The 24,479-nt window shown below is 61.8% G+C and carries 24 protein-coding genes and 1 tRNA gene; 11 read left to right on the forward strand and 14 right to left on the reverse strand.

Annotated features, from left to right (window positions below):
- The first annotated feature begins 244 nt into the window (after positions 1-244).
- The 9 genes from EYE42_RS02775 (at position 245) to EYE42_RS02815 (ending at position 9,272) form a co-directional block, all read left to right on the forward strand.
- On the forward strand, positions 245-1,411 hold the full coding sequence (locus EYE42_RS02775; RefSeq protein WP_211657887.1) for a transporter substrate-binding domain-containing protein: 1,167 nt from the start codon (positions 245-247) through the stop codon (positions 1,409-1,411).
- The gene (locus EYE42_RS02780; RefSeq protein WP_130989760.1) at positions 1,408-2,034 is read left to right on the forward strand and encodes an ANTAR domain-containing response regulator; all 627 of its coding nucleotides are present in this window, start codon (positions 1,408-1,410) and stop codon (positions 2,032-2,034) included. Before EYE42_RS02775 ends, EYE42_RS02780 begins: the two co-directional genes overlap by 4 nt.
- 32 nt (positions 2,035-2,066) lie before the next feature.
- On the forward strand, positions 2,067-3,302 hold the full coding sequence (locus tag EYE42_RS02785; RefSeq protein WP_130989761.1) for an urea ABC transporter substrate-binding protein: 1,236 nt from the start codon (positions 2,067-2,069) through the stop codon (positions 3,300-3,302).
- A gap of 62 nt (positions 3,303-3,364) precedes the next feature.
- Complete coding sequence (locus EYE42_RS02790) at positions 3,365-4,237, forward strand: ABC transporter permease subunit (RefSeq protein WP_130989762.1); 873 nt, start codon at positions 3,365-3,367, stop codon at positions 4,235-4,237.
- 2 nt (positions 4,238-4,239) lie between these two features.
- Entirely contained in the window at positions 4,240-5,307 is a 1,068-nt protein-coding gene (locus EYE42_RS02795; RefSeq protein ID WP_130989763.1) for an ABC transporter permease subunit, read from the forward strand.
- On the forward strand, positions 5,307-6,023 hold the full coding sequence (locus EYE42_RS02800) for an ABC transporter ATP-binding protein (RefSeq protein WP_130989764.1): 717 nt from the start codon (positions 5,307-5,309) through the stop codon (positions 6,021-6,023). Before EYE42_RS02795 ends, EYE42_RS02800 begins: the two co-directional genes overlap by 1 nt.
- Positions 6,016-6,726 carry an ABC transporter ATP-binding protein gene (locus EYE42_RS02805; protein ID WP_130989765.1) on the forward strand — a complete coding sequence of 237 codons (711 nt, stop codon included), beginning with the start codon at positions 6,016-6,018 and terminating at the stop codon, positions 6,724-6,726. Before EYE42_RS02800 ends, EYE42_RS02805 begins: the two co-directional genes overlap by 8 nt.
- A 24-nt stretch (positions 6,727-6,750) precedes the next feature.
- Positions 6,751-7,749, forward strand: a complete 999-nt coding sequence (locus EYE42_RS02810) for an acetamidase/formamidase family protein (RefSeq protein WP_130989766.1) — start codon at positions 6,751-6,753, stop codon at positions 7,747-7,749.
- Entirely contained in the window at positions 7,746-9,272 is a 1,527-nt protein-coding gene (locus tag EYE42_RS02815) for an amidase (RefSeq protein ID WP_130989767.1), read from the forward strand. The genes EYE42_RS02810 and EYE42_RS02815 overlap by 4 nt, the downstream gene beginning before the upstream one ends.
- A gap of 45 nt (positions 9,273-9,317) precedes the next feature.
- On the opposite strand, the gene EYE42_RS02820 is transcribed toward EYE42_RS02815, so the two are convergent.
- Positions 9,318-10,157, reverse strand: coding sequence for a DUF1206 domain-containing protein (locus EYE42_RS02820; RefSeq protein WP_246020559.1), 840 nt, complete (start codon positions 10,155-10,157; stop codon positions 9,318-9,320).
- Positions 10,158-10,957: 800 nt separating this feature from the next.
- Between EYE42_RS02820 and EYE42_RS16095 the strand changes: the two genes are divergently transcribed.
- Positions 10,958-11,206 (forward strand): hypothetical protein, encoded by a 249-nt coding sequence (locus EYE42_RS16095; RefSeq protein ID WP_170309484.1) that lies wholly within the window; start codon positions 10,958-10,960, stop codon positions 11,204-11,206.
- 158 nt (positions 11,207-11,364) lie between these two features.
- Entirely contained in the window at positions 11,365-12,111 is a 747-nt protein-coding gene (locus tag EYE42_RS02835) for an SDR family NAD(P)-dependent oxidoreductase (protein ID WP_130989768.1), read from the forward strand.
- Positions 12,112-12,966: 855 nt separating this feature from the next.
- Here EYE42_RS02835 and EYE42_RS02840 read toward each other — a convergent pair.
- The 13 genes from EYE42_RS02840 to EYE42_RS02900 all read right to left on the reverse strand — a co-directional run bounded on the left by EYE42_RS02840 (position 12,967) and on the right by EYE42_RS02900 (position 24,479).
- Positions 12,967-13,056: transfer RNA gene (locus EYE42_RS02840), tRNA-Ser, on the reverse strand.
- A 74-nt stretch (positions 13,057-13,130) separates the two neighbouring features.
- Positions 13,131-13,838 (reverse strand): tRNA (guanine(46)-N(7))-methyltransferase TrmB, encoded by a 708-nt coding sequence (trmB, locus tag EYE42_RS02845; RefSeq protein WP_170309485.1) that lies wholly within the window; start codon positions 13,836-13,838, stop codon positions 13,131-13,133.
- Between the two features lie 61 nt (positions 13,839-13,899).
- A complete protein-coding gene (locus EYE42_RS02850; RefSeq protein WP_130989770.1) occupies positions 13,900-15,576 on the reverse strand; it encodes a ribonuclease J in 1,677 nt (558 codons plus the stop codon).
- Positions 15,569-16,348 carry a type III pantothenate kinase gene (locus tag EYE42_RS02855; protein ID WP_130989771.1) on the reverse strand — a complete coding sequence of 260 codons (780 nt, stop codon included), beginning with the start codon at positions 16,346-16,348 and terminating at the stop codon, positions 15,569-15,571. The genes EYE42_RS02850 and EYE42_RS02855 overlap by 8 nt, the downstream gene beginning before the upstream one ends.
- Positions 16,349-16,351: 3 nt before the next feature.
- Positions 16,352-17,125, reverse strand: a complete 774-nt coding sequence (locus tag EYE42_RS02860) for a biotin--[acetyl-CoA-carboxylase] ligase (RefSeq protein ID WP_246020560.1) — start codon at positions 17,123-17,125, stop codon at positions 16,352-16,354.
- Complete coding sequence (gene nuoN / locus EYE42_RS02865) at positions 17,118-18,617, reverse strand: NADH-quinone oxidoreductase subunit NuoN (protein WP_130989850.1); 1,500 nt, start codon at positions 18,615-18,617, stop codon at positions 17,118-17,120. Before nuoN ends, EYE42_RS02860 begins: the two co-directional genes overlap by 8 nt.
- Positions 18,618-18,627: 10 nt before the next feature.
- Positions 18,628-20,196 (reverse strand): NADH-quinone oxidoreductase subunit M, encoded by a 1,569-nt coding sequence (locus EYE42_RS02870; RefSeq protein ID WP_130989772.1) that lies wholly within the window; start codon positions 20,194-20,196, stop codon positions 18,628-18,630.
- Between the two features lies 1 nt (position 20,197).
- Positions 20,198-22,420 (reverse strand): NADH-quinone oxidoreductase subunit L, encoded by a 2,223-nt coding sequence (gene nuoL / locus EYE42_RS02875; RefSeq protein WP_130989773.1) that lies wholly within the window; start codon positions 22,418-22,420, stop codon positions 20,198-20,200.
- Between the two features lie 6 nt (positions 22,421-22,426).
- Positions 22,427-22,732, reverse strand: a complete 306-nt coding sequence (nuoK, locus tag EYE42_RS02880) for an NADH-quinone oxidoreductase subunit NuoK (protein WP_130989774.1) — start codon at positions 22,730-22,732, stop codon at positions 22,427-22,429.
- A 60-nt stretch (positions 22,733-22,792) separates the two neighbouring features.
- Entirely contained in the window at positions 22,793-23,395 is a 603-nt protein-coding gene (locus EYE42_RS02885; RefSeq protein ID WP_130989775.1) for an NADH-quinone oxidoreductase subunit J, read from the reverse strand.
- Positions 23,392-23,805: a carboxymuconolactone decarboxylase family protein gene (locus EYE42_RS02890; protein WP_130989776.1), complete on the reverse strand. Its 414-nt coding sequence runs from the start codon at positions 23,803-23,805 to the stop codon at positions 23,392-23,394. The genes EYE42_RS02885 and EYE42_RS02890 overlap by 4 nt, the downstream gene beginning before the upstream one ends.
- On the reverse strand, positions 23,802-24,293 hold the full coding sequence (gene nuoI, locus EYE42_RS02895) for an NADH-quinone oxidoreductase subunit NuoI (protein WP_130989777.1): 492 nt from the start codon (positions 24,291-24,293) through the stop codon (positions 23,802-23,804). Before nuoI ends, EYE42_RS02890 begins: the two co-directional genes overlap by 4 nt.
- A complete protein-coding gene (locus EYE42_RS02900) occupies positions 24,294-24,479 on the reverse strand; it encodes a hypothetical protein (RefSeq protein ID WP_130989778.1) in 186 nt (61 codons plus the stop codon).

A 24,479-nucleotide genomic window follows, 5' to 3' on the forward strand; every position in this document is an offset into this window, starting at 1 on the left:
CCCAGCACCCCGTTCGGCTTCTTCACCTTTCTTGAGCAACCCTTCCTTCCGGTCCGGGATGAGCTGGGGAAAATCTAGGCAACTGCTACGTCTCAACCTCTTTGCTGATTGACAGGTATCTTCTTGCAGCCTTAGCTTGGGAACTGTGCAAGGCAACTGCGCCAGTACGCACAGATCCGACGAAATTCACATAACGGCAACTTCGCCCTGGGCACTCGCTGCCTCAGGGCTGTTTCACGTGGACATGAACTTGGGACGCATCTCGCTTCAGATCGGTCTGCTGTTCTCGACCGAGGGGCCCTACTCCACGGTCGCCCAGGCACTTCTGAACGGGGCGATTTTGGCTTGCGATGAGGTAAACAGGGATCCGTCCCTGCATGTGCAGCTAGAGCCTTTCCACGTCAACCCTCGTGGGCAATTGGGAAATTACCAAGCCGGGATCCAGTCCATGCTGGATCGGGGCATTATCCATGTCTGCGGCTGCTATACCTCCTCAAGCCGCAAGGAAGTTCTGCCGATCATCGAGAAGCACGATGCGCTGTTGTGGTATCCCAGCCATTATGAAGGCTTTGAAACATCACAGAACGTAATCTATACCGGATCCTCTCCGAACCAGCATCTGACGCCGCTTATCGGCTTTCTGTTTCAGGAATACGGCAGGACGGCCTATTGCATTGGGTCGAATTACATCTGGGCTTGGGAAAGCAACCGCGTCTTCCGCGAAGGCATTACGCGCCTCGGGGGACAAATCGCAGCCGAACGATACGTGCCGGTGGGAGAAATTGACTTAGACCAGTATGTCAGCGAAATCCTGAAGCTGCGGCCGGACTACATCTTCAATTCGCTGATTGGATCGTCGTCCTATGAGTTCCTTCGGCGGCTGCGCCGGGCCTGCGCCGCTGTTGGGATTGACCAGCGGCAGGACATGCCGGTGGCAAGTTGCACGTTATCCGAACCAGAACTGCACGCCATCGGCGCCGAGGCGGCGGACGGACAGATAACCTCCAGTGTCTATTTCTCGTCGCTTCAAACGGCACGCAATGCCGTCTTTGTTGCAGCCTATCGTCATGCTTTTCCGAATGGACCGGTCGCCTGCGTCGACGCGGAGTCCAGCTATATCGCCATCCACCTGCTGGCACGCGCCGTCGCGCGGGCGGGTTGCCAAGAGGTCGCCCGGGTACGCGCCGCGGTGCCCGCCTGCCAATTCGATGCACCGCAGGGGCCGGTGAAGATCGACCCGGAGACCATGCATGCATGCCTGACTCCGCATATCGCGGTCTCTCGGGCGGATTATGAATTCGACGTGCTGATCCAAAGCCCTGGCCCGGTGCAGCCCGATCCGTATCTGGTCCAGTGGTCGCGCACCCTGGAACCGCCTTCCTTTCCCTCGCAACTGAGGATCGTGAAATGAAACAGCCCCGTTTGACGCAGAACTTCCGCGATTTTCGAGCATCGATCATCACGTCCGACAGCCGCACGACCAACACGCTTCAAACTGTGCTGCCGCGACTGGGGCTGAGGGTCGATGCCATCGGCCAGACCCTGCCATTCGAGCCCGCGCCCGGGCCGCGCGTAGTCTTCATCGACGGCGATATGGCGCTGCCCTTTGCGGGTGAAGAACCTGACCTGCCCTTGGAATGCGCCATTGTAGGCCTGATCGGATCCGAGGCTCCCAGTCGATTGCGGGGGCTGGTCAGTCTCGGCGCGCAGGCTTTCGTGACCAAACCCGTCCACAGCGGATCGGTCTATTCCGCACTGTTTCTGGCGGTCAATTCCTTCAACCGCAGCAAGGCGATTCAGGCTCAGATCGAGGATCTGAAACAGCGTCGAAAAGGCCGTGCCCATGTCCTGCGCGCCGTGACCGCGATGGTGCTGCGCGACGGGATCGGCCCCGACCAAGCCTACGACAGCCTGCGTCGCAGTGCCATGCGCGCCCGCCAAAGTGTCGAGGATTTTTGCGAGGCGCTGCGTGCTTCAGAATACAACGAGGACGAAGAAGCCTCGCCGACCGAAGAAAGGCGACGCTGGGCCTGATATCCACGTCACACACCAATAAGGAGTTGAAAATGTTGAGAACATCACGAGGCGCCGCTTCGGCGCTCGGAGTCCTGTTGCTTGCCGGTGCTGCATTCGGACAGGATGCAGAACCGATTAAGCTGGGTGTCTTGGAAGACCAGTCTGGCGATTTCGCCCTTGCCACTATCGGCAAGGTGCACGCGATCCAACTTGCAGCAGAAGAGATAAATGCTGCCGGTGGCATCGACGGCCGACCGCTGGAGCTTGTCGAGTACGACACCCAGTCTGACAACACCCGTTATCAGGAGTTCATGCGCCGGGCCCTGCAGCGCGACAAGGTGGATGTCGTTTTTGCAGGCTTTTCCTCGGCCTCGCGTGAGGCCTATCGCCCTATCGTCAACCAGTTCGATGGGCTGGCTTTCTATAACAACCAGTATGAAGGCGGGGTCTGCGATGCGAACATGATCGTAACGGGCGCTGTTCCAGAACAGCAATTCTCGACCCTGCTGCCCTATATGATCGAGAACTATGGCCCGAACGTTTATACGATCGCCGCCGACTACAATTTTGGTCAAATCTCGGCCGAATGGGTGCGCAACATCGTCGCAGAAAATGGCGGCACCATGGTGGGCGAGGAATTCATTCCTCTGGGAGTGTCGCAGTTCTCCCAGACGATCCAAAACATCCAAGGCGCCAAGCCGGACTTCGTCGTGACGCTGCTGGTGGGCACCGCGCAGGCGTCTTATTACGAACAGGCGGGCGCGGCGAACCTGAACCTGCCGATGGCCTCTTCGGTGAACGTGGGGCAAGGCTATGAACACAAGCGGTTCACGCCGCCCAGTCTCAAGGACATGTATGCGACCGTGAACTATGTCGAGGAGATCGACAGCCCTGCCAGCAAGGAATTCGTTGAAAAGTTCCGCGCCAAGTTCCCGGACGAGCCCTATATCAACCAGGAGGCCAGCAACTCCTACGCTGCGGTCTATCTCTACAAGCAACTGGTTGAGCGCGCGAAGTCAACCGAATTGGCCGAGATCCGCAAGGTGATTGCCGAGGGAGATGTCTGCGTCGACGGGCCTGGCGGCCAGATGTGCATCGACCCCAAAAGCCAGCATGTCTCGCACACGATCCATCTGGCGCATGTCACCGAGGACCATTCAGTCGAGTTTCCGACCAAGTGGGAGGCGATCAAGCCTTATTGGCTGGGCGAGGCGGGCTGCGATCTGACCGTCAGCGATCCAAGCGAACAATACACGCCGTCGAACCCGCCCCCGGCGAACGGCTGATCCCTGCTTTGTCCGGGCGGCCCTGCCCGCCTGGACGCCACCACGATCAAAGGGGCCGTCTTGTGGACATCTTCAATCTGATCTTCAGCTTTCTTTACCAGTTCGGCGATGCCTTCGCCTTTCTGGTTCTCAGCGCCTGCGGACTGGCCGTCATCTTTGGCATGATGGGCGTCATCAATCTTGCTCATGGCGAGTTCATCATGTGCGGGGCATATGTCTCTACCAGCGCGGCCCATGCAGGTCTGCCCCTGCCGCTTGCCATCATTGCCGGGGCAGTTGCCGCAGGTATCGCGGGCATGATCGTCGAACTGGCTGTGATCCGCCCTCTGTATCAGCGCCCCCTGGACACCATCGTCGCAACCTGGGGCATTTCCATGATTGTGACGCAAGGAACGCTGATTGTCCTAGGCCCCAGCATGCAGGGCGTTGGCACCCCCTTCGGCAGCTTCACGCTGGGCGGCTATTCCTATTCCGTTTATCGCGTCATCCTGATGATCGCCGCCGTGGGCACCTTGGTCCTGTTGTGGCTGATGTTCACCCGCACGCGGTTTGGCCTTTTGTCGCGTGCTACTATCCAAGTCCCCCATGTGGCCGAGGCTATGGGCGTCAACACCAACCTGATCTACAGCCTGACCTTCGGTCTTGGCGCAGGGCTGGCCGGACTGGCGGGCGGGCTCTACGCACCAACGATGACACTGGTGCCCACCATGGGCGCGTCCTTCATGGTCGAGGCCTTTGTCACCGTCGTCGTCGGCGGTGCCGACATCTTCCTGGGAACGGCCCCCGCCGCCGCCATCCTTGGCATCATCAAAGCGGCGCTGACCGGCTGGCAGGGACAGCTTGCGGGCCAGATCGGTCTGTTGATTGCCGTCATCATCGTCATCCGCATCCTGCCCCGCGGGATCAGCGGAAAAATCCTGAAAGAAAGGGCCTGAAAATGGCCGACCACTCTCGGTTGCGCGCGGCTCTCCGCCTGATCGAAGGGCCGCAGACCATCGGCCGCGGCCCGAAATTCTGGATGGGCTTTGCCATCGTCCTGGCTGGCGCCTGCGCCTATCCGATGTTCGCCGACAGCTACGATGTCGGCAACAACGTCTATTTCTTCAACTGGTTGTTCATGGCCATGGGCCTCTCGCTGATCTGGGGCTATGGGGGATCGCTGAGCTTCGGACAGACGGCGTTCTTCGGTGTCGCGGGCTATTGCTATGGCGTCCTGACGATCAACCTGGGCGATGCCTATGGACTGACCCTGCTGTCAACTCTGATAGCGGTAGGGTTTAGCGCACTCTTTGCCGCTGTGCTGGGTTATTTTCTGTTCTTCGGACGCATCAACGGCGTGTTTTTGGGCATCGTATCGCTTTCGGTGACGCTGGTGCTGGAACGCTTCATGGCGCAGACCGCCGGCCCACAGTGGGCCATCGGCTCGGCGCGGCTGAACGGGTTCAACGGCATGGGGGGCATGCCTTCGCTGACGATCCCCTGGCCGGGCGGGAGCATCGTGCTGTTTCCAGATCTGCCGCTGTACTACCTGACGCTTGCGCTTCTGGTGGTGATCTATCTGGCCCTGCGCATGCTGGTCAACTCGCGCTTCGGCAACGTTCTGGTCGCGATCCGCGAAAATCCGCAGAGGGCCGAGATGCTGGGCTATGACATTCGAAAGTTCCAACTGGGCGGGTTTGTCATCGGGTCAGCCTTGGCGGGGCTGTCAGGGGTGCTTTACACGTCCTGGGGGAACTACATCACACCCGCCTCGATGGGGATGACCGCCGCCGCGCTGCCCATCGTCTGGGTCGCAGTCGGGGGGCGCGGCGACCTGACGACGACGCTTGTGGGCACCCTGGCAGTGCTGATCGTGTTCCAGCGGCTGACAATCCACGGCAGCCAGTATGCCCTGGTCGTCATGGGCATCCTGCTGGTCGTGACCGTCCTGGTTGCCCCACGCGGCATTGTGATGGGCGTCGCGGATGCTTCAAGCCGCCTGATTCGCAGAAAGGACACCCGCTGATGGCCATTCTGGAAACCCGCAAGCTGAACAAGCATTTCGGCGGCCTGCATGTCACCGGCAACATTGATTTCACCCTCCAGCCTGGTGAAATGCATTGCCTGATTGGTCCGAACGGTGCAGGCAAAAGCACCTTCTTCCGCCTTATTCTGGGCGAGCATCACCCCGACAGCGGCCAGATCCTGTTTTCTGACGAAGACATCACCCGTACCAAATCTTTCCAGCGCATCCGCAAGGGCATCAGCGTCAAGTTCCAGGTACCGGGCATCTTCAAGGAACTGACCACTCGCCAGAACCTTGTCATTGCCCTGCAGCACCATGTCCCATCGGGAAATCTGGCCGAGGAGGTGGACCGACTGCTGGAGTTTCTGAAGCTGTCGCAGGATCACGCCCAACTTGCTGGCAACCTCAGCCACGGCCAGAAGCAGTGGCTAGAGATCGGGATGGCGATTGCCCTGAAGCCGCGGCTGTTGCTGCTTGATGAACCGACTGCGGGAATGACACCCGACGAAACCCATGCCACGGGCGAGATGCTGCATCGGCTGAACGCAGCCGGCATGACGGTTTTGGCGGTCGAGCATGACATGGCCTTCGTGCGCCAGATCGCCCACCGGGTGACCGTGCTGCATCTGGGCAAGGTGTTTGCGCAGGGCAGCATCAACGACATCACCGCCGATCCCCGTGTCGCCAAGATCTATCTGGGAGAGGTCGATGCCTGAACCCCTTTTGCAAACATCTGCTCTTAATGGCGGGTATGGCGGCAAGCCAGTTCTGCAAGGCGTCGATATCGAGGTGAACGAAGGCGAGATTGTCGCGATCATTGGCCGCAATGGTGTCGGCAAGTCCACACTGATGAAGACGCTGATCGGGCTCTTGCCAATCCAGCGGGGGTCAATCCGGATAAGGGGCCAACAGGTAGACGGTCTATCGGCGCATCGCCGCGCACGCCTTGGCATCGGTTATGTCCCGCAGGGACGCGATGTCTTCCCCCGCATGACCGTGCTAGAGAACCTGATGGTCGGCCAGTCGATCTCTGGCCGCAAGCTGGATGGCAAGATCGAGGAGGTCTATCACTACTTCCCCATTCTTCAGGAACGCGCCAGCCAACGAGCCGGCACCCTGTCGGGCGGCCAGCAGCAGCAACTTGCCATCGGTCGGGTGCTGATGGGCGGGCCCTCGCTCGTCCTGCTGGACGAACCCTCGGAAGGCATTCAGCCGAACATCGTCCAGTCGATCGCCAGGATCATGGTGGACCTGAACGCGAAATCCGGCCTTGGGGTGGTCTTCGTCGAACAGAATATCGATATGATCCGCGCCATGGCGCAGCGCTGCTATGTCATGGACAAGGGTCGCATCACCACCGCGCTGACCCGTGCCGACCTGGACGATCAGGCCCTCATCCGCAGCTATCTGTCCGTCTGACTTCTATCCAAGAAAGGTATTCACATGAGCTGGTTCGAAGATTCCATCATGGCCCGCAAGGCCGTCGCCAAGGGAGAGGCACGGGCCGAAGCCTCGCTGACCGAGGCCCAGCAGGGCAAGTATCACTACGTCTACAGCGCAGCGATCCCGCCGGTACTCAGGATCGACCCCGGCACGGTCCTGACTTGCGAGACCCATGACGCTTTCGAGGGCGCGATCACCTCGGAATCGGACAAACCCACCGAGAAGCTGAACTTTCCGTTCCTCAATCCGCAGAATGGGCCGGTCTGGATTAACGGCGCGGAAAAAGGCGACACCATTGCCGTCCATATTGACAGCATCGTCCCGCGCGGCTCCCAACCCCGGGGCACGACCGTTATCATGCCCGAGTTCGGCGGCCTGGTCCCGACGGCAGACACAGCCCTGCTGACGGCACCCCTGCCCGAACGCGTGCGCAAGCTGCATGTTACGGCCGAGGAAGGCACCGTTTGGAACGACCGCATCACCCTGCCTTACGAGCCCTTTATCGGCACGATCGGCACCGCCCCGCAGATCGAGGCGATCTCCTCGCTGGTGCCCGACTATTACGGCGGCAACATGGACCTGCCGGACGTAGCCCCCGGCGCGGTGATCTATCTGCCTGTCCAGACCGAGGGCGGGTTCCTGTTCCTGGGCGACTGTCATGCCGCACAGGGCGATGGAGAACTGTGCGGGGTCGCGATCGAACATCCTACGGTCACGACCGTGCGCGTGGACCTGATCAAAGGCTGGACGATCAAGACACCGCGGCTGGAGAACGAAAGATTCTACATGACCATCGGCTCTTCGCGCCCGATGGAAGATGCCGCCCGCGGCGCCTATCGAGAGTTGATCCGGTGGATGGCGGCCGATTTCGGCTTTGACGAGATCGACGCCTATATGCTGCTGACCCAGTGCGGTCGCATCCGGCTGGGCAACATGGTTGACCCGAAATACACGGTCGGCGCATCGGTCCTTAAATCCATTGCCGGGACCGCCCGATGAAAGACACACTTCCCCCTTTGGGTGACCTGACGGTCACCGGGATTCGCAAAGGTCTGGCCAGCGGAGCCTTTACCGCCGAGGAACTGATATCAGCGGCCATCGCGCAGATGCAGGCGACGAACGGCATCTATAACGCGGTCATCTTCGCAAACGACGCGGCGTTGGAAACGGCCCGCGACATCGACCGCCGGATTTCCGCAGGCAAGCCTGTGGGTGCCTTGGCGGGCGTTCCCATCGTGGTTAAGGATCCGATGGACATGGTGGGCTTTCCGTCCACCGCAGGCTGGCGGCTTCTCAATTCGGCTACCGGAGGCATCGACCTGATGCCGCAACGCGACAGCCCCGTGGTGGCGCGCATGCGCGCCGCCGATGCCGTGATCATCGGCAAGACCAATGTGCCGATCCTGAGTTGGACCGGAACACATGCCGATGACAGCTGGGCAGGTCCGACGATTAATCCGGCCGCGCCTGACCGTGTGCCAGGAGGTTCCAGCGCAGGCTCTGCGGCTGCTGTCGCCGCACATATGGCGGTCGTCGGCCTGGCCGAAGAAACCGGTGGCTCCATCCAGAACCCAGCCTCGGCGCAGGCTCTGGTGGGAATCAAGCCGACCATCGGTCTGGTGCCCAATGCCGGCGTCGTCCCGCTGTCAGCCAACCGCGACGTTGTAGGGCCTGTTGCGCGCACGGTGGCGGATGCCGCCGAATGCCTGACCCTGCTGGCAGGCTTCACGACCGAGGACCCGAAGACACTGGCCTCTGTCGGAAAGGTTCCGGCAGGCGGCTATGCAGCAGGATTGTCACCCGACGGGCTGCGGGGCAAGCGACTGGGGCTGTATGGTCCTGGCTGGCGACCGGACATCCTGTCTGACGAGGCCATGCAGCTTTATGAACGCGCAAAGCGCGAACTGACGGCAGCGGGTGCGATCTTGATCCCGGATCCTTTCGCCGGAACAGATTTTGCAAGTCTGCGCCAGATCACGCCTGGAACACCGTTCTTCGACGGGCGCGGCCTTGAATCGTTGCCCTATGACATGACCTGCTACCTGCATCGCCTTGGGCCAGACGCCGCGCTGAAATCTTGGAGAGATTTTGTCGATGCCACGGCCTCCGAGGATGTTTTGGCAAAGGGCGCGATCCTTGGCTATTTGCACGAACTGCCGGATTTTGCGCCTTGCCTTGCCGATCCCGAAACACCTCCTGCCCTGCCCGCCTTCACCGAGCTGAAACGACAGTACTTGGAGCTGCTGGAACTTGTCTTCGCGCAGCACAATCTGGACGGCCTGGTATATCCTCAAATGCTGAATGAACTTCCCCGCGTGCATTCTGGAGAGGCGATCCGCGAAACCACCGTGGGGGAATTAAACATTGCAGGTATTCCAGGTATTACGGTTCCTGCCGGATATTACGCTTCGGGGGCGCCCTTTGGCCTGATCTTCCTGGGCTTGCAATGGTCGGAAGCCGAACTGCTGAACCAGGCTTATGCATACGAGCAGGCAACGCGCCACCGCCGGCCTGCCGTCTGACTCAAAAGGGGCGGGAAAGGCCAAACAAAGATATTCCCACGCGGTTCATCCCATGACCCGGTCGGCCAGGCTGTGAAGGTCGGGTTCCGAGGCCTTGGGAACGATCCGGTAGGCGGCATTGACAAAGCAGAAGATCGCGAACCCCGCCAGTCCCAGGCAGACGGCGACAACAAGGAAGCGACCGTAGGCCTGGCTGGAAAGCCAGGAAAAGGCCTCGCCCACGCCGCCCGCCTCCTGCGGATCGGCGCGCCAGGCGGCGAACAGGAACAGCCAGCCGATCACCCCGATGACGAGGCCATGCGCCATTACCCCCGCCTGCAGGACCGGGCTCCAGCGGCGCGTGAAGCGGTTGGCCCGCAGATGTTTGCGGAACTCGCCCTTCCAGCCCTGTCGCAGATAGTATCCGCCCGCCCCCAGGATCAGAACGGCAACAAGGCCGATGATCCAGCGGCCGCCCGGCCATTCCATGACCTGTCCCACATGGCGAGGGATGCTGGAGCCGTCTGACCCGCCGCTGCTGCTGAACAGCAGGGAAAAGGCAAGCATGCCGATCCCCAGGTGGATGCCGCCGGTCACGACCATCCCGATGCGGGCAATGATGCCCTTTCCATCGGTGCCGTAGTCCTCGAGGTCAAAGGCGGCATCGACAACACGCCAGATGGCATAGGCCAGCATTCCAAGCAGGATAAGGAACAGGACCATCCCTCCGCCCCAGGTGTTCTCGAGCCAGCCGAGGGCCGAAGACGTGTCCTGCGCCTGACCGCCCCGCCAGATCGAATAAAGAGAGATGCCGGCGACGGCCAGATAGACAAGCCCCCGGCCCAGATAGCCGACGCGCATGACCGGGATCGCCCAGCCCATGTCTTTCGCAGCCATGCCTTTCATGCGGTATGCCTTTCGCTGTCGGCGCCTGACCGTCGGATGTGTATTACGGCTTTCGGTGCAACGTTTTCCTATACCGCCCGGATCATCTTGCCGGGCTATTTTGCCAGTCGGCCTTTACACAAGCAGCAAGCGCGGCGGACAATGCCTTGAAAACCCGCCCACCACAACACCGCCCACAGGCTCTGGCGGACCAGCAGCGTGGCGGCGAGGATGTCCAGCGGCTCGCCAGAGCGGCTTTCCAGGTTTACGACTGGGTTCACGTCGCGTGGCCCAAAAGACGCGGCATTGCCCAAGATTCACATATCATGGTGGCAGAGAGGATGGGACCGGGGTCGAACCTTCTCAGAGCGCGGTCAAACAAGAAAAACCCACTGTCAGACCGGTAAATGTCTCATTTTAATATAATTTTCTCTGAAGCCTTCGTTGTGCTGCCCATGCAGCGCGCGAAAGGAGTCGAAGATGCAGGAAACTTGTTTGCATCACAGGGAGCTAGCAGCACGCGGGAAAATCAGCCCGAGGACCCTCGAGCGGTTGCGTTGGTTCAGGGACGGCCCCCAATCTCTGAAATCTACGGTCGTGTAATCTATAGAATTGAAGGCATAGGCGCCCCAGCGATCCTAAGCGACTGCCGCTGCTGCTGCCCCGGTGTTCAGGAACAACCGGGGTGACAGGAACGGCGTGTTGGCTGGTAGGTCGGCTGTTCATGCTCGACCACAGCGCCTGATACCTCGTCTACCACCCGCACCCCTACGGAACTACCATTGGGCGAGGCTGCAATAAACAGGGTCAGGGCGCCTCAGGTGGCAAAGCCGAAACTCGCCCCCATGTCGGTCAGCGTCGGCGCGCCGATGCCGTCGTTTGTGATTACCTGCCAACGGGTGTGCCTCCCGCGCGGGAATCCGATGCCGATGCAGTCGATTGGCCGTGGCCAGCGTCAGCGTGGTGGCAAGCGCTGCGGTGGAGCCGTAGAGGCCGAAGAAGCTCAAGCGCCTTCGGCAGATGCCATGCTGGGCAATGTGGTTCTGAAGGATCTTCTGGGAAAGCCCTGACGACTCCAGTTGTGGGGCAGGATGTAGGGAAACAGGAGATGGCCTTCAGAATATCAGCGTAACGGTCTTGGGCAACGTGGTCGATCCAAAATACTCGGTAGGCGCGTCCATCGCGAAGCGCTATGTAAGGTGAAGTTAGTCAGCGGGAGAAAAACAGCATGGATCTTGGACTGAAAGGCCTTAAAGCGCTGGTGACAGGCGGCAGCAAGGGGATCGGGAGGCGTTGCGCCGAGATCCTCGTAGACGAGGGGGCGCAGGTCGCGATCTGTGCGCGCACCGAGGCGGATGTAAAAGCGGCTGCAGCGGAACTTGGTGCGCATGGCACGGCTGTCGATGTGTCGAATAAGGCTGCGCTTGAAGCATGGGTGACGGCCAGCGCCGAAGCGATGGGTGGCATCGACATCGTGATCGGGAACGTCTCGGCGCTCGCCGTGGCGGATGACGAAGCCGCTTGGCAGGCCGGGTTCGAGATCGACATGATGCATTGCGTGAGGATGGTAAACGCGGCCAAGCCGTGGCTCGAGGCGTCGGATGCTGCATCGATCACACTCATTTCCTCTGTCTCGGGTCGTGAGATCGATTTCACCGGCCCGGCCTATGGCGCGTTCAAGGCAGCTTTAGTGCATTACTCCCAAGGTTTGGCATACAAACTGGCGCCAAAGGGAATCCGGGCGAACACGGTGTCGCCGGGCAATACATATTTTGACGGCGGCATCTGGAACCAGATCGAAACCGGGAACCCGGAACTGTTTGCGACCGCGATGGCGCTGAACCCAATGGGCCGCATGGCCAAACCTAAGGAAATCGCCCGCGGCGTAGTGTTCTTGGCGAGCCCCGCGTCGAGTTTCACCAGCGGCACCAACCTGGTGATCGACGGCGCGTTGACGAAAGGTGTCCAGCTGTGAAGCACACTCTTGCGAGGTGCTGGCAGACTGAGTCCAACTAATCTTAGCTCAAGCAGTGACGTAGTGCCGTCGCTGCTCTACAGATACTTCGCAGGGATGAAGACCAACTTCCGCTCGGTGAATGCCCTCATGAAAGCCGGAGCACCCTACACTTTGATTGTCGGGCACAACCCCACGACCATTGGGGAATTCGGTACGACACTGATACTCCATCCCACTTGGCAAACTTGGCGGTATCTATTGGATGGAGCATCGATGAACTAATTCCGTTACAGACTTTCAAGCGATATGGGTATCATGTGAGCAACGCGGTAGCGGCTGAAACGCGAATAACTCTTCGAAAAGCATAGTCCGTGTGTAGGGATTTCTGAGGCTTCTGCATTGGGGCGAAGTACCTGAGGAAAGCCAGCAAGCGCCTTGTCCCACGAGCGCGCGTGGTGGATGTGGTGCGAATATCAGTCGCTTATGTCTGAGCACATGCAGCTTGCCGTAAGCCAGTTGTACCGAGAGCAGAAAGTCAAAAAAGCCATACAGTCCATTGCGCCGTGAGGGGCTCCGCCACGGCTTCAGCCATGCTCGCGCGCCTCATCTCCAAGGTCGATTTGTGTTCCATCTCACGAACGCCACTGGCGTCGACGTGTTCAGCCTACGTCGTAAAAACCGCGCAAGTCCAAATGCTTGCAAGCTATTCACCAAATTGGCGCAGTCATGAGGTCCGGAGAATATCAGCCCCTAGAGACCGCTTCCGGCCCGTCTGGCACCGAGGCCAGTGCTCAGCCCCACCGGCATAACCCCCGAAAACAACGGAAAAATCCGGCCGCAGCCGGATCGGGAGAACGCTTTCGCGAGGGCAAGTGGCGGAGACGAAGGGATTCGAACCCTCGAGGCGGTTTCCCGCCTGCACCCTTAGCAGGGGTGTGCCTTCGACCACTCGGCCACGTCTCCGCTGGCCGGTATAGGGGGGGCCATGGACAGTGACAAGGGCTTTTTCGTAGCCCGCCGGGCCTCTGCAACGCGCCTCAATCCCGGCGCCGGAAGGTTGCGTAGTGGGGCGCCCGACCTTCGCGCAGGGCCTTTTGCTCGTAGCGGGTGCTGGGCCAATCGTCCCATGCGGCGGGGCTTTCGGACAGCAGGTCGAAGCCTGCCGCCGGCACCTCCTCCAGCGCCTGGCGCATGTAGTCGGGAATATCGGTCGCCACCCGAAACTCGGCGCCGGGCTTCATGATCCGGGCCAGGGGGATCAGGTGTTCCGGGGTCACAAAGCGGCGGCGGTGATGACGGGCCTTGGGCCAGGGATCGGGATAATTGAGAAAGGCCCGGCTGATCGACGCATCCGGCAGCACGTCCATCAGATCGCGCGCATCGCCCGGATGGACGCTGACATTGCTGACCCCCGCGCTGCGGATCTTGCCCAGCAGCATGGCGACCCCGTTGATGAACGGCTCGCAGCCGATGATGCCGATGCGGGGGTATCGTGCGGCCATGTGAACCATATGCTCGCCCCCGCCAAAGCCCACCTCCAGCCAGACCGGGCGGTCGTCGCCAAAGATCGCCCTCGGGTCGATCGGATGGCGGTCGGGGTTATCCTGCACGGTGATGCCGCGCGGTCGCAGATCGCCCAGATCCTCGGCCAGATATCCTTTCTGGCTTTGCCGCAGGGTCTTGCCATGCCGCCGACCATAGAAATTGCGGCGCGGCGGGTTCGGATCGAAGGCGGGTTTGATCATGTCTGACATGGCCGGGGGATTGCACCGCCCCGCGTGGCGGGTCAAGGCCCCCTGCCCTGGCCTATTCCCCCATCAGCCGGCTGATGATGACCGTCACCTCGGGCTTCTTGCCGATCTCCTCCATAGAGACCTGGCGGGCAATGCGGCGGATGGCCTCGTCCATCTTGGCGTCGTCGCGGACAACCCGGGCATCGGCGCCTTCCAGAAACTCTGACAACTCGCCCTCGATATGGGCGGCCAGATCTTCGCCGCTGCGGGTGCGCCCGGCCAGGCCCATCAGTTCGACCCAGGCATCGGGCAGGACGTTATCGTCCTCGTCCACGATCACGCTGACAAGCGCGTGGCCGTTCAGTGCCATGCGGATGCGGTCGCGGGCGATGCCGTCCATGGACCCGACAAGGACGGTGCCGTCCAGATACAGGCGGCCCGTTTCGACCTGATCGACGATCCGGGGGGTGTCGCCCGTCAGGTCCAGCATGGTACCGTTGGTGGCGATTTCCGCCGCGATCCCCCTGCCCCGCGCAAGCAGGACGTGTTCGCGCAGATGCAGGTGTTCGCCATGCATGGGAATGACCACATCGGGCTTGAGCAGTTCGTGCAGGGCCTCGATGTCGGGACGGTTGGCGTGGCCTGAAACGTGATACAGCCCGTCGTCGGCGTCAAAGACATCCACGCCCAGTTCGCTGAGGGCGTTCATGATGCGGCCCACCGCGCGTTCGTTGCCCGGAATGGTCTTGGAACTGAACAGGAAACTGTCGCCTTCCTTCAGCATCAGGCCCAGATAGCGGCCACGCGACAGTTGCGCACTGGCGGCGCGGCGTTCGCCCTGAGACCCGGTTGCCAGCAGCATCACCTGGTGGCGCGGCAGGCCCGCGGCCTCTTCAGGGCCGATGGTGTCGGGGAAATCGGTCAGCACGCCGGTTTCCATGCCGACGGCCACCATCTTGCGCATGGCGCGGCCCAGCAGGCAGACCTTGCGGCCGCTGGCAATGGCAGCGTCCGACAGGGTCTTGAGCCGGGCGATGTTGCTGGCGAATGTGGTGGCGACCACCATGCTGCGCTGCGCCATCACCCATTCCAGGATGGGATTGGCCAGCACCGCCTCGGACCGGCCGGGATGGGTGGAAAAGATGTTGGTGCTGTCGCAGGTCAGAACCTTGACGCCCCGGCCCTCGGCCGCGATGTCGTGCCAGATGATCGGATCGAAGGGATCGCCCACGACCGGGGTTCCGTCCAGCTTGAAATCGCCGGTATGCACGATCCGGCCGGCTGGCGTGTCGATGACAAGCGCCGCGCTTTCGGGGATGGAATGGCTGACAGGCACGAACTGCACGGTAAAGGGGCCGACCTGCGTGACCTCGGGGCGGGGGCCGGTGATGGTGACCGCCGAGGCCGGATGGCCCGCTTCTTCCAGCTTGAGGCGCACGAGGGCACCGGTGAAGGGCCGGGCATAGATCGGCACGTTCAGCCGCCCGTAGAGATGGCCCAGGGCGCCCAGGTGATCCTCGTGTCCGTGGGTGATGAAGATCGCCTCCAGCCGGTTACGGTTCTGTTCCAGCCAGGTCAGGTCGGGCATGATCAGGTCGATGCCGGGGCTCGCCTCCATGTCGCCAAAGGTGACGCCCAGATCGACCAGGATCAGGCGTTCGCGTCCGGGCTGACCATAGCCATAGACATAGGCGTTCATGCCGATTTCGCCTGCGCCGCCCAGCGGCAAATATATCAGGCGTTCAGCCATTGCCCATCTCCTTGTTGTAATCGTGTATCAGCCGCAGCCCGTGCATTGTCAGATCGTCCTCGATTGCGTCGAACAGGTCAAACCCCTGATCGAACAAAGGTGCAAGCCCCCCGGTTGCAATGACCTTCATGGGCCGGTCGCGTTCGGCGCGAACCCGCGACACCACCCCGTCCACAAGACCGATATAGCCCCAGAATATCCCGGACTGGAGGCAGGCCACCGTGTTTGTGCCGATCACCCTGGCCGGGCGGGTCACATCGACATGCGGAAGGCTGGCCGCGCCCATGTGCAGCGCCTCGAGCGACAGGTTCACCCCCGGCGCGATGACGCCGCCGATATAGGCTCCGTCGGTATCGACCACATCAAAGGTGGTCGCAGTGCCGAAATCCACCACGATCAGGTCGGGTCCGTGCCGGTCAAAGGCCCCGACCGTATTGACCAGACGGTCGGGACCGACCACCGTGCCCGCATCGACGCGCGGCGGCACCGGCAGCAGGCATTCGGGTTTTCCTACCACCAGCGGCCGGGTGTCAAAATATCGGCTGCACAGGACGCGCAGGTTGAACATCACGCGCGGCGCGGTTGAACTGATGATGCAGGCGTCGATGTCCAGACCGAACTTGCGTCCCGCAATAAGGGTGGACAGCCAGACGAAATATTCGTCCGCCGTGCGCCGGTGATCGGTGGCGATGCGCCAGGTCGCCAGGAACCGGTCGCCGTTCCAGATGGAAAACACCGTGTTGGTGTTGCCGGTGTCGATGCACAGAAGCATGGCTCAGGCTCCGGTAAAAAAGATGTCGGCCGCAGGAATGACCTGCCGTCCACGCGGCCCGGTCAGGATCAAGGCGCCGCTGTCGTCGATCCCCTCGAAGCGGCCGGTAGTCCGGGTGGCGCCGGTGCGCGCGGTGATCGTGTCGCCCAAGCGGGCGGCGCGGGCCAGCCAGGCGCGCCGGATCGGATCAAAGCCGCCATCTTTCATCCGGGCCTGCCAGTCGGCAAAGGCCGTGGCAAGTGCGGGCAACATCTCGTCGGGGGTAACGGTCAGACCCGTTTCACCCTGCAGGCTGACGGGATGCAGCGCGTCGGGTTCCACGGACAAGGTATCGGGCACCGTCAGCAGATTGATCCCGATGCCGATGGCAAGCGCCTGAATCGACGAACCGGATCCGACGCCCTCAAGCAGGATTCCCGACAGTTTGCCGCCGTTCAGCAGAACGTCGTTCGGCCATTTCAGCGCCAGGATCGGATGGGGACCGCACAGTGCGCGCACCGCGTCATGAACCGCCAGTGCCGCAACAAAGGAATACCGTGCGGCCTCGGCCGGGCCGCCCTGCGGATGCAGCAGCAGCGTGGCCGCGAAATTGCCGGGGGGATCGGCCCAGGCCCTGCCCCGGCGACCACGGCCCGCTGTCTGCCGGCGGGCCATGATCCAGGTGGGGCCGGTCAGGCCAGGGGCGCTGCGCATCGCCTCGGCATTGGTGCTGTCCACATCGTCTAGGACGCGGCAGGCCACGCCCTCTGGCCAGGAACCGGCGGGGCGGTCAGTCAAGGACGGCCGTTTCGGCGGCAACGGCGTCGGCAGCAGCGGCTTCGGCGACAGGCGCCCCGACCAGCGATTCTGCCGCCGTGGCGGCCGCCGTATCGACGCCCCACATCGACACGGCCCCGATCAGCAGCAGCGCGGCAGGCACCATCAGGGCCAGATACTGCACGGCGTCCATGCGGCTTTCCACCACCTCGGTTTCGGCGCCGAAGAACATGTAATAGACGATGCGCAGGTAATAAAACGCCCCGATGACCGATGCGATCACGGTCAGAACCGCAAGCCACGCCATGTCAGCCTGAATAGCTGCGGCGATCACCCCATATTTGGCGAAAAAGCCCAGGAACGGCGGCACGCCGGCCATGCTGAACATCAGGAACAGCACCGCAAAGGCCTTGAGCGGCTCGGCCTGGGCAAAGCGGTTCAGGCTGTCCAGGTCGCTGACCGGGCGGCCGTCGCGTTCCATCGACAGGATGAAGGCAAAGGTGCCGACATTCATGACCGCATAAATTGCCATATAGATCAGCATGGCCTGCACGCCAAAGGCCGTTCCGGCGGCCAGTCCCACCAGGGCAAAGCCCATATGGGCAATGGACGAATAGGCCATCAGCCGCTTGATGTTGCGCTGTCCGATGCCCGCGACCGACCCCAGGAACATCGACAGCACCGCCAGGGCCGCGACGATCTGGCCCCAATCGCCCGGCACGTTGCCAAAGGCGTCAAACATCAGCCGCGCGATCAGCGCCATGGCGGCGACCTTGGGTGCGGTGGCCAGAAAGGCCGTGACCGGCGTGGGCGCGCCTTCGTAGACATCGGGCGTCCACATGTGAAAGGGCACGGCCGACACCTTGAACGCCAGGCCGACCAGCAGGAAAACCAGACCGAACAACAGGCCCAGCGACAACTGGCCGCCCACCACCGTCTGCACGATCCCCGCAAAGCTGGTCGTCCCCGAGAAGCCGTATACCAGCGAGGCGCCGTAAAGCAGCATCCCCGAGGACAGCGACCCCAGCACGAAATACTTCAGCCCCGCCTCGGACGACCGGGCGCTGTCGCGGAGCATGGCCGCCGTGACATAAAGGGCCAGCGATTGCAGTTCCAGTCCGACATACAGGGCCAGCAGATCGCCCGCCGACACCATCATCATCATGCCGACCGACGCCAGCGCGATCAGGATCGGATATTCGAACCGCAGCAGCCGGTGCCGGTCCATGTAATCGGCGCTCATTGCCAGAACGGCAGCGGCGGACATCAGGACCGTGACCTTGGCGAAACGGGCAAAGGCGTCGTCGATGAACATGCCGTAAAAGGCGACATTCGCCGGACGGTCGGCCATCCCCACATACAGCCCCGCCAACAGCAGCACCACGACGGTGGTCCACAGGATCGGGCGTGCCATGGCGTCCTTGCCGAAATAGGCCCCAGCCATCAGTGCGGCCATCGCATAGATCGCCAGCGCAAGTTCCGGCAGGATGGTCGAAAAATCGAGCGCGGTCATCATGCGTTCCTCAATGGCTGGCATCAGCCGTGTCCGCCTGAGCGGTCACGGCCAGCCCGTCGCGTCCGTCATGCGGCAGGGCCTCGTTGTAATCGACCAGCAGCGCCTGGACGGCGGGGCCAGTGATGTCGGTCACCGCGCGTGGATAGATGCCCAGATACAGGGTCATCGCGATCAGCGGCACGAAAACCCATTTCTCGCGCGGGGTCATGTCGGCGATGCCGCGCAGGCTTTCCTTGACAAGCGCGCCCAGGGTGACGCGGCGATAAAGATAAAGCGCATAGCCGGCCGACAGGATCACCCCGGTCGCGGCCACGAAGGCCACCCAGGTGTTTGCCTTGAAGGCTCCCAGCAGCGTCAGAAATTCCCCGACAAAGCCCGAAGTGCCCGGCAGGCCCACATTGGCCATGGTAAAGAACATGAATACCAGCGCATAGACCGGCATCCGGTTGACCAGCCCGCCATAGGCGTCGATTTCGCGCGTGTGCATCCGGTCATAGATCACCCCCACCAGAAGAAACAGCGCGCCCGAGATGAAGCCGTGGGACAGCATCTGGAAGATCGCCCCATCCACCCCCTGCTGGTTTGCGGCAAAGACGCCCATGGTCACATAGCCCATATGCGCGACCGAGGAATAGGCGATCAGCTTTTTCATGTCGGTCTGGGCCAGCGCCACCAGCGAGGTATAGACGATGGCGATGGCCGACATCCAGAAAACCAGCGGCTGCAACAGGTCGCTGGCGACCGGAAACATCGGCAGGCTGAAGCGCAGGAAGCCATAGCCGCCCATCTTCAGCAGCACCGCGGCCAGCACCACCGACCCGGCGGTCGGCGCCTGAACGTGGGCGTCGGGCAGCCAGGTATGGACCGGCCACATCGGCATCTTGACCGCGAAGCTGGCAAAGAAGGCCAGGAACAGCAGCGTCTGCATTCCGCCGACGACGGTAAAGCCCAGCACCCGCATCGTTTCGGACGGAAAGTCATAGGCCAGCAGTTGCGCGATGTCGGTGGTCCCCGCCGTGCGGGCCATGGCGACCATGGCGACCAGCATCAGCACCGAGCCGAGAAAGGTGTAGAGAAAGAACTTGAACGCCGCATAGATGCGGTTCGCGCCGCCCCAGATGCCGATGATCAGGAACATCGGGATCAGGCCTGCCTCGAAGAACAGATAGAACAGGATCAGGTCCAGCGCGGTGAAAACGCCGATCATCAGCCCTTCCAGCACCAGAAAGGCGATCATGTATTCCTTGACGCGCGTCTTGACGTCCCAGGTGGACAGGATCGTGAGCGGCATCAGGAAGGTGGTCAGCATCACGAACAGGACCGAAATCCCATCCACGCCCATCCGATAGCGCAGGCCCATGATCCAGGCATGATCCTCGACGAACTGGAAGCCGGTATCGGCCGGATCGAACCCGGCCAGCACAAAGAGCGAGATCAGAAAGGTCGCCGTCGTCGCGATCAGGGCCAGCCACTTGGCGTTGCGTTGCGCGTCTTCGTCCTCGCCGCGCAGGAACAGGGCCAGGATACCCGCCGCGATGATCGGCAGGAAGGTGATGATCGAAAGAAGGTTCGTCATGTCAGTGCGCGCCTCGCGTCATCACCCAGATCAGCAAGCCCACGATACCGACAACCATCGCAAAGGCATAATGGAACAGATAGCCCGACTGCACCCGGCCCGCGAAGCGCGTCAGGCGCGGGATGATTCCCATGGCCACCCCATTGATGGTGCCGTCGATAATCGTTCCGTCGCCGCCCGTCCACAGAACCTGTCCGATCCATCGCGCCGGCTGCACGAACAGGACGTGATAGATCTCGTCGAAATACCATTTGTTCAGCAGGAACCGGTACAGGGCCGGCTGCTGCGCCGCCAGCCGCGCCGGGGCAGCGGGGTAACGGATATACATCAGCCAGGCCAGACCAAGCCCGGTCAGCATGGCGACAAAGGGCGACAGCTTTACCCATGTGGGCACGTAATGGGCATCGTGCAGCACGGTGTTGTCCGACCGCATGAAGATCGCGCCGCTTTCCCACCCTGCCAGGACCTGCTGTCCCTCGTCGGCCGATCCCGCAGCGGGGTCGCTGGCGGCGCCGGCGGGGGCGCCATGCGCATCTTCGGCCAGCGCGCCCTCCAGTGCCTCGCCGGGGCCGGCCTCGGCCTGTTCGGCGTGGGTATCGGGCAGTCCAAAGAACCGCGGCACGTCGTCGCCGAAAAAGCTGCCGTACCAGATCATGCCGGCAAAAATCGACCCCAGCGCCAAGACGCCCAAGGGAACAGTCATCACCGGGGGGCTTTCATGCGCATGGTGATGCGCGTGCAGCGGATCGTGATGGTCCTGCCCGTCATGGCCATGCGCCCCGGAGTGACCGCCATGGGCGGGCACGGGCTGCACCTCCTCCTCGGTCTTGATTTCGGCGTCCCAGACCTTTTGCGGGCGCGGTTCGCCCCAGAAGGTCAGGAACATCAACCGCCAGGAATAAAAGCTGGTCATCAGCGCGGCGATCACCAGCAGCCAGAAGGCATAGCCCACGCCCGAGGCATAGGCGCTTTCGATCACCGCATCCTTGGACAGGAAACCCGCAAAGCCGATATGGGTCAGCGGAATGCCGACGCCGGTGATCGCCAGCGTGCCGATCAGCATGGCGGCAAAGGTCAGCGGAATCTTTTTACGCAGCCCGCCGTAATTGCGCAGATCCTGTTCATGATGCATCGCATGGATAACCGAACCGGCACCCAGGAACAGCATCGCCTTGAAGAAGGCATGGGTGAACAGGTGGAACATCGCCACCGAATAGACGCCCACGCCCGCCGCCACGAACATATAGCCCAGTTGCGAGCAGGTCGAATAGGCGATCACGCGCTTGATGTCGTTCTGCACCAGGCCCACGGTCGCGGCGAAGAAGGCGGTCGAGGCGCCGATGATCGTCACGAACATCTTGGCCTCGGGGGCGAATTCGAACAACGGCGACATGCGGCAGACCAGGAACACCCCTGCCGTCACCATGGTCGCGGCATGGATCAGCGCCGACACCGGGGTCGGGCCTTCCATCGCGTCGGGCAGCCAGGTGTGCAGAAAAAGTTGTGCCGACTTGCCCATGGCGCCGATGAACAGCAGCACCGCCAGCAGGTTCGCGGCGTTCCAATCGGCCCACAGGAAATGGACCTGCGCCTGTGCCAATTCATCCACCTGGGCGAAGATCGCATCGAACTGGATCGATCCGGACATCCACCAGAGCCCGAAAATCCCCATCAGGAACCCGAAGTCGCCCACGCGATTGACGATGAACGCCTTCATGGCGGCGGCATTGGCAGAAGGCTTGCGGTAATAGAACCCGATCAGCAGGTACGAGGCAACGCCCACACCCTCCCAGCCGAAAAACATCTGCAACAGATTGTCGGCCGTCACCAGCATAAGCATGGCAAAGGTGAAGAAGGACAGATAGGCGAAGAACCGCGCCTTGTAGTGTTCGTGATGGGTCCAGTTGTCGTCATGGGCCATGTAGCCCATGGAATAAAGGTGAACCAAGGCCGATACGGTGGTCACGACGATCAGCATGATCGCCGTCAGCCGATCCAGCCGGATGGCCCATTCGCTGGTGAATTCCCCGGACACGATCCAGTCCAGCACCGGAATGTGCTGGGTCTGCCCGTCAAAGCCCGCGAACACGATCCATGAAAACAGCGCGCAGACGGACAGGACGCCGGTGGTCAGCAGCATCGCGGCCCGTTCGCCCGTGATGCGCCAGCCGAAACCCGCAATCAGCGCCGCAACAAGGGGCGCGAACAGGATGAATTGCACCATGACCGATCAGCCCTTCATCATGTTGACGTCGTCCACGGCGATGCTGCCGCGGTTGCGGAAAAAGACCACCAGGATCGCCAGGCCGATGGCGGCCTCGGCGGCGGCCACCGTCAGGATGAACATGGTGAAGACCTGTCCGGCCAGGTCATCCAGATAAGCGGAAAAGGCCACGAAGTTGATGTTGACCGCCAGAAGGATCAATTCGATCGACATCAGGATGACGATGACGTTCTTTCGGTTCACGAAAATGCCGAACACCCCGGCGACGAACAGGATCGCCCCCACGACAAGGTAATGTGTCAATCCGATCATCGTCTTTCGTCCCTCCGGGTTCTGTTCACCCGATTCATCTGGACAGGTTGCAGGAACGCCCTACAGCCCCTGTCCCGGCTTCACGTCGCGCAGTTCCATGGCCTTGGCCGGATCGCGATACATCTGTTCCAGCACGTTCTGGCGCTTGATGTCGCGGCGGTGGCGCATCGTCAGGGTGATGGCCCCGATCATCGCGACCAGCAGGATCAGCCCCGAAATCTGGAACGGCAGCAGATAGCGGTCATACAGCACCAGGCCGATGGCATTGGTGTTCTGGGTTTCGACAACCATCGGCACGGACCGCAGCCCCTCGGCCGCGATCGAGCTTTCCCAGCCGCCCACGGCAATGGCAAGCTGGGCGAACAGGACGATGGCGATAAGCGCGGCAAGCGGCAGATAGCGTGCCAGTTCGCCCTTCAGTTCGGCAAAATCGACGTCCAGCATCATGACCACGAACAGAAATAGCACGGCCACGGCGCCGACATAGACGATCACCAGCAGCATCGCCACGAATTCCGCGCCCTGCAGCACGAACAGCCCGGCCGCCGAGATGAAGGCCAGGATCAGCCACAGGACCGAATGCACCGGGTTGCGGGACAACACCACCATGAAGCCCGACAGGCAGACCGAAACGGCGAACAGGTAAAAGGCAAAAACCATCATGACGACTGTTTCCCTTCCTGTTCGCTGAAAACGCCCTGAGCAACCTCAAGGGCCTTCTGCATGGCGGGGATACCGCCGAACATCCCCATCTGATAGATCACCTCGGCCACCTCGCGCGCGGTGGCGCCGGCCTCGATCGCGTGGCGGATGGTCAGGCGCAACTGCGGCTCGGCATGGGCCCCCAGCACGGTCAGCGCGGCCACTGTCACCAACAGCCGCGTCTTGGCGTCCAGACCATCGCGATTGAAGGTGCGCCCGAACCACATTTCCAGCATGTCCGCCGGCATGGTCGGGATCATCTTCTCGAACGCGCGGGGGTCCAGGGTTTCCAGTGCAGGATTGAAGGCCCGGGCCATTTCCTGGCCCGACTGCATCATCTGCTGGAACAGCTTGGAGAATGCCTCGCTCATCGGTAGGGCGCGTCGATGGCAAGGTTGCGGGCGATCTCGGCTTCCCAGCGGGCGCCGTTGTCCAAGAGCTTCTGCTTGTCGTAGAACAGTTCCTCGCGCGTTTCGGTGGCAAATTCGAAGTTCGGCCCCTCGACGATGGCGTCGACCGGACAGGCCTCCTGGCAGAAGCCGCAATAGATGCACTTGGTCATGTCGATGTCATAGCGCGTGGTGCGGCGCGAGCCGTCCTCGCGCGGTTCGGCGTCGATGGTGATGGCCTGCGCGGGGCAGATCGCCTCGCACAGCTTGCAGGCGATGCAGCGTTCCTCGCCGTTCGGGTATCGGCGCAGGGCATGTTCACCCCGGAAGCGCGGAGACAATGGACCCTTTTCATGCGGGTAATTGATGGTCGCCTTGGGCGCGAAGAAATACCTCACCCCCAATCCGAACCCCTTGATGAAGTCGAACAGCAGGAAATACCTGGTAGCGCGGGCGATGTCGAAGGCCATTCAGAACTCCTCTCCCTGCTTGGGCGCGGCAAAGCGGTCGAAGGCTGCCACGTATTCGCGGATCCGCGCGCCGTCGCGGGACTGTTCGGCGCTATCCAGATTGTTGGCCAGGAAATGCGCGAACTCGATCTTGTCGGTTTCGGACGCATTGGCCAGCATTTCGGCGATGCGGTTGGAATAGGCCAT

It is taken from the genome of Paracoccus subflavus (assembly GCF_004310345.1).
Taxonomy (GTDB): domain Bacteria; phylum Pseudomonadota; class Alphaproteobacteria; order Rhodobacterales; family Rhodobacteraceae; genus Paracoccus; species Paracoccus subflavus.

Excerpts from the sequence above, each read along its gene's own strand:
- EYE42_RS02775 (WP_211657887.1), top strand. The coding sequence starts at position 245 with ATGAACTTGGGACGCATCTCGCTTCAGATCGGTCTGCTGTTCTCGACC.
- EYE42_RS02870 (WP_130989772.1), bottom strand. The coding sequence starts at position 20,196 with ATGACGAACCTTCTTTCGATCATCACCTTCCTGCCGATCATCGCGGCG.
- EYE42_RS02820 (WP_246020559.1), bottom strand. The coding sequence starts at position 10,157 with ATGAAAGGCATGGCTGCGAAAGACATGGGCTGGGCGATCCCGGTCATG.
- EYE42_RS02885 (WP_130989775.1), bottom strand. The coding sequence starts at position 23,395 with ATGATGGTTTTTGCCTTTTACCTGTTCGCCGTTTCGGTCTGCCTGTCG.
- nuoN (WP_130989850.1), bottom strand. The coding sequence starts at position 18,617 with ATGACCGCGCTCGATTTTTCGACCATCCTGCCGGAACTTGCGCTGGCG.
- EYE42_RS02900 (WP_130989778.1), bottom strand. The coding sequence starts at position 24,479 with ATGGCCTATTCCAACCGCATCGCCGAAATGCTGGCCAATGCGTCCGAA.
- EYE42_RS02835 (WP_130989768.1), top strand. The coding sequence starts at position 11,365 with ATGGATCTTGGACTGAAAGGCCTTAAAGCGCTGGTGACAGGCGGCAGC.
- EYE42_RS02810 (WP_130989766.1), top strand. The coding sequence starts at position 6,751 with ATGAGCTGGTTCGAAGATTCCATCATGGCCCGCAAGGCCGTCGCCAAG.
- EYE42_RS02795 (WP_130989763.1), top strand. The coding sequence starts at position 4,240 with ATGGCCGACCACTCTCGGTTGCGCGCGGCTCTCCGCCTGATCGAAGGG.
- EYE42_RS02850 (WP_130989770.1), bottom strand. The coding sequence starts at position 15,576 with ATGGCTGAACGCCTGATATATTTGCCGCTGGGCGGCGCAGGCGAAATC.
- EYE42_RS02805 (WP_130989765.1), top strand. The coding sequence starts at position 6,016 with ATGCCTGAACCCCTTTTGCAAACATCTGCTCTTAATGGCGGGTATGGC.
- EYE42_RS02785 (WP_130989761.1), top strand. The coding sequence starts at position 2,067 with ATGTTGAGAACATCACGAGGCGCCGCTTCGGCGCTCGGAGTCCTGTTG.
- EYE42_RS02855 (WP_130989771.1), bottom strand. The coding sequence starts at position 16,348 with ATGCTTCTGTGCATCGACACCGGCAACACCAACACGGTGTTTTCCATC.
- trmB (WP_170309485.1), bottom strand. The coding sequence starts at position 13,838 with ATGATCAAACCCGCCTTCGATCCGAACCCGCCGCGCCGCAATTTCTAT.
- nuoK (WP_130989774.1), bottom strand. The coding sequence starts at position 22,732 with ATGATCGGATTGACACATTACCTTGTCGTGGGGGCGATCCTGTTCGTC.
- EYE42_RS02800 (WP_130989764.1), top strand. The coding sequence starts at position 5,307 with ATGGCCATTCTGGAAACCCGCAAGCTGAACAAGCATTTCGGCGGCCTG.
- EYE42_RS02890 (WP_130989776.1), bottom strand. The coding sequence starts at position 23,805 with ATGAGCGAGGCATTCTCCAAGCTGTTCCAGCAGATGATGCAGTCGGGC.
- EYE42_RS02780 (WP_130989760.1), top strand. The coding sequence starts at position 1,408 with ATGAAACAGCCCCGTTTGACGCAGAACTTCCGCGATTTTCGAGCATCG.
- nuoI (WP_130989777.1), bottom strand. The coding sequence starts at position 24,293 with ATGGCCTTCGACATCGCCCGCGCTACCAGGTATTTCCTGCTGTTCGAC.
- nuoL (WP_130989773.1), bottom strand. The coding sequence starts at position 22,420 with ATGGTGCAATTCATCCTGTTCGCGCCCCTTGTTGCGGCGCTGATTGCG.
- EYE42_RS02815 (WP_130989767.1), top strand. The coding sequence starts at position 7,746 with ATGAAAGACACACTTCCCCCTTTGGGTGACCTGACGGTCACCGGGATT.